Raw genomic sequence first — 8829 nt, 5'->3', positions numbered from 1 at the left:
GGGCTTTAGCCTGCACACCAACACGTATGTCCCAGACACTAGTCGTCGTCGTTTCGGCGAGCCATGCGCCCGCCTTTTGCGGCGATCGAGGTGAGGCTTTGCCTGAGATCGATGCCGATTTCATCGGCCAGTTGGATGCACAACGCGATCGGACTGCGGGCGTCGGCTTCGTCGGCTTCTTTTAAACGGTTCTCGACGTGAATTCGGTCGAGCGATTCGGGCAATCGCACGATCGCTTGGGAGTACCACATCACGGCACGGTCCTCTGCGCCCTGCCGGTAGGCACCGGATCCTCGTCGGCTGAGTTCCCACCAGGCGTCACCCAGGGCGACTTGATCGATGGCACGCGATGCGCCGCGCAAATCCATTTTGGCGACTTCCACCAGATCGCCACCGGTGCCATCGGCAACCAGGGGCAGCCCGGTTTGCCAGTCGCCCTTGATGAAGCACAGGAAGCTACCGAAGGCGGCCCCCGCGGCGACGTCATCGGGGTTGTTGCGAAACCGCTCCAGATCATCGACGGAATTGTCGTACTCGCGTTTTGCCGCGCCGAGTTGTGTTCTCAAACGCGTCAGCAGACGCGAAACCTTGTCTTCGCGGTTGCTGCCGGTGAATCGGTTCGCGATGCGAGTGACGGAACTGGCCAGCATGTATTCGTTTTCGCGAATTCCCGCATAGATGACGGGAATCGACCGTTTGAGAATGCCGTCGCCCTTGACGAGGCTCGCGTCACGGCTAGCGGTTTCTCCGCCAAAGGCTTGGATCCATTTCAAATTTTCGCGAAACGAGTCGAGTTCGAATCGGGCCACGCGTTGGTCGATGGCTTTGATCAGCAGGGTTCCGTCATTCGCTTCGATGGCCAGACGGATCGCGGCCTGCTGCAGCGCAAACGCACCGGCCGGATCGGCTTCCATGTCGTCGGCAAGCGAGATAAATTCCGCAGCCAGTTTTCTTCGATCGTCGTCGCCTTTCGCTTCCTGGATCTTGTCACGAAAGATTTCTCGCAGTTTGTCTTGGGCGGCTGTGAGTTCGATCGCCGACGGCACGGGGTCCCGTGTCATCGCCGGCTCGTCGACCATCAGCGGCAAATCGATTCCCATGTCGACTTGCGGTCTCACGATGTCCTCGGCGGTGTCGGCGACTTGCTCAGGTGCGAGCGACGCTTCCGTTTCGGGATCGTCTTCGGCTTGTTCGACCGTGATCGCGCGATGAATGTCACCGGCGCGAAGCGCGTCACTTTTTTCGTAGGTCATCGCCTGAAAGAGCTGCGCGTCGCTCAGTCCATTTTCGAGCAGCACGGGGAAGCCGTTGGCCCAGAGCGCGAACGTCCCATCGACCCGCAGTTTCCCGACGTAGGGGCTCATGGCCATCGGTGACTTCGGATCGAAGTCCTTCGGTTCGGTCCAATGAACGGCGTGCGCGTCGTTGACCTCCAGCAACATGATCGTGTTTTCGGGGCCGTCATCGATCATGGCCGGCGTGATCGCCCTGTTTTCGCCGAAGATGAAGGCGGAATCGATCGGCAGCTGATAGTTCGTCTTGACGTCAAAACGCTCGGGTGAGACGAAGGCATCGGGGATGTACTGCAGCAGGTCTTTATTCGGCTGCATGTTCCAGGCGCGACTGAAGTCAAACTGCTTGTACAGTGCTTCGTAACCGAGGTAGGGTAGGAGTTCGACGCGCCAGGAAAGTGTGGGGACCCCGCCCGAATTGGTCGCGTAAGACTTCGGGTAATGCCCCTTTTCATCCACGTACCTGGTCAACGCTTCGTTGATCTGTTGCAGGTTGTCGAAGGCTCTTCGTCGGCGCTCGGAAGTCGTCAGCTCGGTTTCGGGTTGGCGTTGCGAGATCGGTTTGATGCCAATCGTTTCCGCCAAGCCCGTTCCGGCGTCGGATGCATCGGCTTCATTTTCGGCAATGTCTTGGGTCGGCCCGGCTTTCGGCAGCGACGACGCTACACTGGTGTTCACGATTGGGGGACGCGGCTTGGCAACCACCGGGTCCGCGATGGGATTGGACGGTTTTGCGGGCTGCTCGGCGGCGTTCTGACTGGCAACCTCTTCGTTGGCGGCTCCGCCACCACGATCGCGTTGGGCATGCTTCAGAAACAGGTCCTGTTGGCTTTCGCCACATCCCTGAATCACGCCGAGCAGACAAACGAGGGCGGCGTAGCAGAAGAATCTCGGCATGTCATCAGTGATGCGGTGCTTCAAACCAGACACGGTACTCTCTCTCTCGGAACGTTTAAATGTCGCATAGGATTCGCTTGATCCAGCCGTGTGTCAGGGCTCCACCGCCACAGCACCACGTTTGCTGAATGTCGAATTCGTCGTGTTGTTCGCATTGGTCGTTGACTAATTTGGACAGTCTTCCACGCATCTCGTCGATTCGTTGTTCGACCCGTTCGAATTGGGTTTCCGGATGCTCTAGCGAGGCCGGATTGCGTTTTAATTTTTCCGCGTCGGAGTGTGTCGTCTTGGTCGATCGACTGATCAAGCGAGTGAATTCATTGCCGCCCGATTCGAAGGACCAGAACCAGCACGACGCGCCGCTGATCAAGAACGCAATGGTCATTTCCGCGCCACAGTCAAACAGCGCGACCGTCGGCAGCTTTGCTTCGGCGTCGCGGCCGTCCGCAGGGTGGAGTTCCAACAGATCGGCGAACTCAAATGTGGCGAAATTCATCAGGGCGATCGGTGTCGCTTGCAAGCCGCTTACGGTCAAACCGGCCAGGCTCAGATCTTCGAGATAGCGATCGACAAACTGTTTCTTTGCGGCCGACACAAACGCCGGGCGTCCGATTGCGGTCAATTCATCGTCGGGCAGGGGGGCAATCCAACGCACGCAAGCCACTTCATCCAGCGGCAGCGGAATCCGAGACTCCACCTCCTTTTCAAACAGCGCGTTTACCTGCTTGTCGGCGACCGGCGGTAATTTGACGAAGCGTGAAACCAACTCGCGGGCAGGGAAACTGACCCAGACGGGCGTCGATTCCACCTCGTGCTGCTCCAGGAACGATTCGATCGTCGTCCGAAGCGATTCGTCCAGAGTGGATTCGGCAGTGCTACGCGTCAGCGGAGTGTCAAAGGACAACTTGTGGCATTCCACCAACCGCGGTCGTTGCTCGCCGATCCGTTCCAGGCAAACCGCTTTGATACCCGACGCGCCGATATCCAGTCCCCAGCATCGTTCTGCTTTCTTGCGTCCGAGCCGTTTCAACAAGCCTTTCTTGGGTGAAAAATCTTCTTGGAAACGTCCCAACCCGAGTCCCTGCAATGCCAGGCCGATCGCGGCGTTGAACTGACCGGCTGAGGCGCGGAATGCGGCGTTGTCGTCTAAATCGATGCTTGTCGGAGTCGCGAGAATTCCCAGCGGACCGCCGACCCAGCTCCGGGGTTTGGCATCCAAGGGTGCGAACAGGTCGCGAGGGGTCGAGCGGGCCGCTTTGACCTGTTGACTGAGTCGGTCCAACATCTTGACCGCTCGGGGATCGCCACCGGATTGTTCGCTCCAGTGTTTTGAGAGCCGCCCCAGCGTCGGTGTCGCAAAGGGTTCTCCTTTGAATTGACTGGCCAGCCATCCGATCCGTTCGACCGTCTGATTCAGGTCGACGTAGGCTTGGTTGCGGGCGATCATGGGGACGCATTGCAAGATCTCTGCGGCCGCCGTGGACTTGTGGTTTTGGTGAAGCGTGGTCGCTTTGGCGACCAGTTTCTTGCCCACCTTGCGGGCCAAATTGGCAACCGTCTGGTCCTCCGGCTTGAGTTCCAGCAAGCGGTCCAGAATGGCTCCCGATGTGGTCCAGTCTCGTTTTTGAAACGCTTCCTGCAGTGATTTCTCGGCATCGTCGAGCTGTTCGATCAGCAGCCTGGATCGTTGCAGCTGTTGTTGCGCTTCGGGCGTCATCAGTTTGGGCGACAATCGATCGAGCAATTCGACGACGCGCGCCGAATCGCCCGCTTCGTAGGCCTGTTGTGCCGCTGCGATCCGATCCGCCGCCGAGCCGCACTCTTGCTCTGCGATCCGGTCGATTTTTTGTTGCGCCGTTTTCGCGTGGGCGATCACATCCTTGAATCGGTAATCCTTTTCACGGGTGACGACGGCCAATAGTCCCTTCGATTTTTCGAAATCGCGTTCCTTTGCGGCGTTGATCGCATCGGCGATCTTGGTCTCCAAATTTTGTTTGCGCTTCGAAAGCGAGGCGACAAGATCCGATCCGCAGTTTCCGCAAAACGACTGCGTCAACAACACGGGCTTGCTGCACTGGACGCAGGGTTCCTGTAGTGCATGACCGCAACCGGCGCAGAATTGCCCACCCGTCGGATTGGTCGCGGCGCACGCACCGCAAGTCATCTTGCCGGACGGCTGTGTCGGGGTCCCGGACGGATTGATCTGATCAACAGGTGAAGTACTAGACATCTCGAGCTACGTGACTGTGTGCCAAAGCGGGTAAAACATCCTGGTCGGTGGATTAGGCCGATCGTTGTCGCGGCAAGTTTCAATCGGCATCGAAATCCCCGACAACGCCGTACACGGGAAGCCAGTTGGAATACGACTTCATCTCGGGATCACCGATTTGAATGTAACCGTGCTGCTCGGCGAGATTGAAGCGTCGGTAAGGGCAGTCTTTAGGAATCGAAATCCGCAGCCGATAACTCCCTTCGCTCTCGAGTGGCTGGAGTTCGGCTTGCAGCTCCTTGGGCTCCATGTCCAGCACCGCGATTTTTCTGGAGCGATCCGCACGCGAACGGACGACGACAAACAAATCATGTTGCTCGTCGTTCTCAACGGTTCCAAAGTCGACTCCGGTGCGACGATCCACGTTGGGTCCGTAAAAGCCGATGGGCGGACGGACTCGACCCCCGAAGTCCAGCTTGCATTGCTTTTCCTGTCCGTCGATCTCGACCGTCAACTCAAGCTGGTCACTGTAGTGGCCGTAGTCCTTGGCTTCCATTTCAACGGTGATGCGGCTGGCCGCCGTTGCGGACATTCCGCCGAGCGTCTGGTCGTCGATCGGTTCGGAAACGGCGACCCACTGAAGATCAAATGCCGGATTGGAAACATCGACAACGTTCAAGTGTTGCGCCAACTGGCTGTAGATCACAAAGTCGACCGTTGATGCCTCTCCCATGTCATGGCTGCCAAAGTCGATCGCCGTGGGCAGGACCAGTTCCGTTTTTTGACGACCTAATACCGACAAGACCAGCGTCCGGTTGAGCGGATCATTGGTCGCAATCGTCACCCTGCCTTCGAAAAGTCCGGCCGATGGTTGATTGCTGGTAACCAATTCGATGGTGCATTGAGTCGATTCACCCGGTGCCAGTCGCTCGTGTTCGAGCTGGGCCGTCAAACGTTCCAAACTGGTCTCGCGGATTCGAAGATTCAATTCGGCATTGCCGACGTTTTCGATCTCGGCGGTGTGCCGCACGGCTTCCCCCGGACGGACCCAACCGAAGTCGTGCACCGCGGGCCATGCCTTTGCCGATGGCCGGGGCTTGTTTTGATACGTTTCTCGCAGAATGGCTTGCCTGTCCAGTTCCGCGACACGCTGATCGTAGTCATCGCGTCGACTGTCGGGCACGCCCCAGGGCTTGTAGCTGACGACCTGAGTGAGGGCCAGTGCGAACGAGGCAAACCCGAGCACCAGGCCGCCAAAGACGAGCAGTCGTTTCGTAAATTGATTCATTCCAGTCTTTCACCTCGCCGCGTCGATTCAACACGCGAGACCCCCATGGCATGATTGGCCATGGAGGTCCCGAAAAATGGCAGGGTTGCCGTGTCGTCTGACAGAAAGTGTTTCGTGATCAGTTCTCTTCGAACTGACCCTTGAAGGAGCTTTCGTCCAAGAACACGCCGCTGAACATTTCAGCCGGCTGCAGTTCGACCGTGCTGCCGGCGTATCCGACGCCCGAGTAATCGGTCAAGTTGTCGGGGACGGGGAAACCCGGGTTCAGGTATCCGTCGCCGTTCTCGTCTTGGAACAGTTGGACCGAACCGTCACCCATCAAGATGTTCGCCCCACCGCTGTGGATGGCGAACCAGTCACGCGTGTCTTGCAGGTAAAAGCCGGAGGGACTCGAAGCGTCGGATCCCAAGGGGGCTTGGCAATTGACGGTCGACGGGGCACCGCGTTCGCAGTTGATTTGCTCGACCATCGAGACTGCTGCGTTGAGCAAGATCAAGCGGTTGTTGGTCGTCGCCAAGTAAGCGGGGCCATCGTTGAAGGCTTCGGCCAGCAACATCCCGCGGGGCAGTTCTTCTTTGGTGTTCGGAACGTCAGTGCCGAGAATCGCTTCGTCGACGTCACCGGGGCCGGCGTCGCCGAGCAACGGAATGTTGCTCGTTGCGATGCGACTGCGATCCAAAACCGAAGCCATCAGCGGTCCGCTGGTGTCTTGACGCTCTTTGAATTTTCCACCGGTGGACGAAACGATCTCGCCCGCCGTGCTGTCGTATTCCATGATCGGAGCGACGCGAACGAGGAAGTAGCCTGCTGCGTAGTTGGTCATGTAACCCTGGTCCACATACAGCCCACCGACGTACTCGGCGGCACTATTGTACTGGGTCGCACCGACGGTCACGGGGTTGGCCGCAAAGTCGATCGCTGCGTTGGACGAATCGAACATGCGATCGGCCGCTCCGGCACGCATGCGAGTCCAGCTGTTACCCGCCGACGGGCCGACAGTGACTCCGTTGCCCGACGTCGAAATGCCGATCAAGTCATTCAACTTTTCCAGTGCCTTGGCAGGGTTGCTGGGGCACAACATGTCACCGGGGATGGCCGATCCGGTGTTGACCAGGTCGGCGACCCAGCCGTAGGTGTCCATGTCACCGTCACGCTCGAAGTCGGAGGCACCGGTGCACAAGCGGCCCAGCGGGTCACGGTCGGAGAACGTGTACATTCCGATTCCGAACTGACGCAGGTTGCTCGAGCACTGGGTGCGGCGAGCGGCTTCACGAGCCTTCGTCAGGGCCGGCAACGCCAACGCGGCCAGCAGAGAGATGATGGCGATCACCACCAACAGTTCGATCAGGGTGAAACCTGATTTTCGCATACGCGACATTTCGAATTCCTTGTTTGGATTTCTGTGGACAGGGGCACTGTGTACAAGGTCACAGCCCGCGCCCAAAATGGGGAACGATTTCGAGCAGTCGGCTGGTGGTCGAACCGGGGGGATGACGCGGGATCGTTGACAGTGATCGCGTCGCCGCCCTGACCTGCCGGCTTCTCTTTCTTTTAAAACTCCAATACACCGGCGTGCACGTCACACCGTTGTCAGGCGTATTCAAGCGATGCCTTGCCCTGCTGCAATCGCAAACAGATTGATTTGCGATAGACTTCATCGTTCCTTCGCATTCCCGACCACAACTCCTTCACATCACCCTCGGCAGTCGCAATGCGAGACGGAAATCGAGGTGCAACCCAAACACTGGCTTCACGAATCCTTCGCAATTGGTGAAGGTGGTGGGGTGCGAGATGGCTGCTTGAGGGAGGGCGCAAGCCCATTGCCACTTACTTTGGCGCTGAAGGTGTTAGCGGAACGGCGCGAGCCGTCCGGTAGCCGCGTGAAAGACCGGACGGCTCGCGCCCTGCCGCCAACAAACAACGCCCCGTTTGGCGTTAACGTCGATGGCGTTGTTTGTGGGGCCGACGGGCCGGGCGAAACGCTTGGTGAGTTTCGCGGCGGTGGGTGAGAGAGGGCCGTCGGCCGGGGCGGGGGAGGTCGCTGCGCTCCCGGGACGCAAGCTGGAAGCTTACGCCACTTGCGGGGGACGCCAGCTGGAGGCCTACGCCCAATGCCATCTACTTTCGCTCTAACGGTGTTAGCGGAACGGCGCGAGCCGTCCGGTCGCGCTTCAAAAACACCGTGAAAGACCGGAGGGCTCGCGCCCTGCCGCTAACAAACAACACCCCGCTTGGCGTCAAAGTAAGTGGCATTGGGCNNCTGGAAGCTTACGCCACTAGAGGTTTTGCAGGCGGACGTTTTTGAATTCGGCCCACATCGGCGCGCCGGCGTGCAGTTGCAGTCCGAGCAAGCCTTTGGAAAACGACTTTTCGGGATGCTTGTCGGTGAAGTCCAGGATCAACCGGCCGTTGAGGAAGTGTCGGATGCGATTGCCTTTAGCGATGATCACCACGTCGTTCCACTGGTCGACTTTCATCAACTCTTTGAACTCGTCTTTGCTGATCAGCGGTTCGCCGATGACCTTCTTGCCGTCTTCGTTCCAGACCGCTTTTTCACCGACCAGACAGATCCGTCCGCGTGAGCCTTTCTCGTCATAGATGAAACCAGGCACGCTCGGCAGGTCTTCCTCGTTGCGGATCTCATGTTGGTAGCCACGCAATACCCATTGGTTGATCGCTTGTTCGTCGGTCTTGACGCGTTGCGATCGATATTGGATGCCCGAGTTATTCGACGCGGTGCACCGAAACGACAATCGCAATTCAAAATCAGCGACTTCGTCTTTCCAAATCAGAAACGTATTTCCCTTGGTCGAAACCTCTTTGGTGGTTTCGCCATGGATCACGCCGTCGCGAACACTCCACAACCGCGAGTTTCCTTCCCAACCGGTCAGATCTTCGCCGTTGAACAACTGGGTCATGCCGTCCGGCTCGGGCGGCGCGGCGACCGCGGGCGACTCGGCAAGACACGCGGAAGCGAACAGACAAAGGGTGCCGAACAGAACGGGACGAAGCATGGGAGTTCTCATAACGGGGGAGTGTTTGACAGAGGGAGTGGTTCAAGCCCGGTATTATGACCGGAGACGCCGGGGGGTGCCAGGGTTTGCAGTTCCAGGTTCCAGTTCTAGGTTCCAGGTTCCAGGTTC

General features: G+C 58.5%; 5 protein-coding genes. All 5 read right to left on the bottom strand.

The annotated features are described in order from the left end of the window. Positions 1–38 precede the first annotated feature (38 nt). Complete coding sequence (locus NZK35_RS27205) at positions 39–2222, bottom strand: DUF1559 domain-containing protein (protein ID WP_259635674.1); 2184 nt, start codon at positions 2220–2222, stop codon at positions 39–41. A gap of 22 nt (positions 2223–2244) precedes the next feature. Beyond that, positions 2245–4419 (bottom strand): pilus assembly protein PilM, encoded by a 2175-nt coding sequence (gene pilM, locus NZK35_RS27200; protein WP_259635673.1) that lies wholly within the window; start codon positions 4417–4419, stop codon positions 2245–2247. Positions 4420–4498: 79 nt separating this feature from the next. Further along, positions 4499–5686: a DUF1573 domain-containing protein gene (locus tag NZK35_RS27195; RefSeq protein WP_259635672.1), complete on the bottom strand. Its 1188-nt coding sequence runs from the start codon at positions 5684–5686 to the stop codon at positions 4499–4501. Positions 5687–5804: 118 nt separating this feature from the next. Next, the gene (locus NZK35_RS27190) at positions 5805–7064 is read right to left on the bottom strand and encodes a DUF1559 domain-containing protein (protein WP_259635671.1); all 1260 of its coding nucleotides are present in this window, start codon (positions 7062–7064) and stop codon (positions 5805–5807) included. A gap of 898 nt (positions 7065–7962) precedes the next feature. Continuing rightward, entirely contained in the window at positions 7963–8700 is a 738-nt protein-coding gene (locus NZK35_RS27185) for a 3-keto-disaccharide hydrolase (RefSeq protein ID WP_259635670.1), read from the bottom strand. Positions 8701–8829 lie beyond the last annotated feature (129 nt).

Origin of the sequence: Stieleria sedimenti (genome assembly GCF_025060895.1) — a bacterium.
Classification (GTDB): Bacteria; Planctomycetota; Planctomycetia; order Pirellulales; family Pirellulaceae; genus Stieleria; species Stieleria sedimenti.
This window is presented reverse-complemented; position numbering and strand designations above follow the sequence as displayed.